Origin of the sequence: Bartonella phoceensis (assembly GCF_902825145.1) — a bacterium.
In the GTDB taxonomy this organism is placed as follows: Bacteria; Pseudomonadota; Alphaproteobacteria; order Rhizobiales; family Rhizobiaceae; genus Bartonella; species Bartonella phoceensis.
The window spans coordinates 1-378 of record NZ_CADEAD010000058.1 but is presented as its reverse complement, the minus strand read 5'-3'; the positions used below and the strand labels follow the sequence as shown (position 1 = coordinate 378).

Genomic DNA, 378 nt, shown 5'->3' with positions numbered 1-378 from the left:
AGAATGAGATTGCCCAAGTTGTTAGTGACAGTCTTGTTAAGCAGGATGCTGGTACACAGGAAATCAAGATAGGTGCAGAAAAAGGTGGCAACAGCATTAGTATTGCCAATAGTGGAGATGCATCGCGAACCTTGTCAGGTGTGAAATCAGGAACGCTTTCTGCAGTTTCGACAGAAGCGGTCAATGGTTCTCAGCTTTATTCGATGAGCAATATGCTAGCGTCATATTTTGGTGGCGGAGCTCGATATGAAAATGGGGAATGGACAGGTCCGACCTTCAAGGTTCATGTAGTCAAGGAAGATGGCAGTGCAGTTGAAGAGCAAAGTTATGCTGATGTAGCGAAAGCGTTTGCTGGTGTAGGCAATTCTTTCACGAATA

1 pseudogene is annotated in these 378 nt (G+C 45.0%); it reads left to right on the top strand.

What is annotated here, in order from left to right:
* A pseudogene (locus J7R07_RS08065) lies at positions 1 to 378 on the top strand (adhesin); the annotation flags it as partial.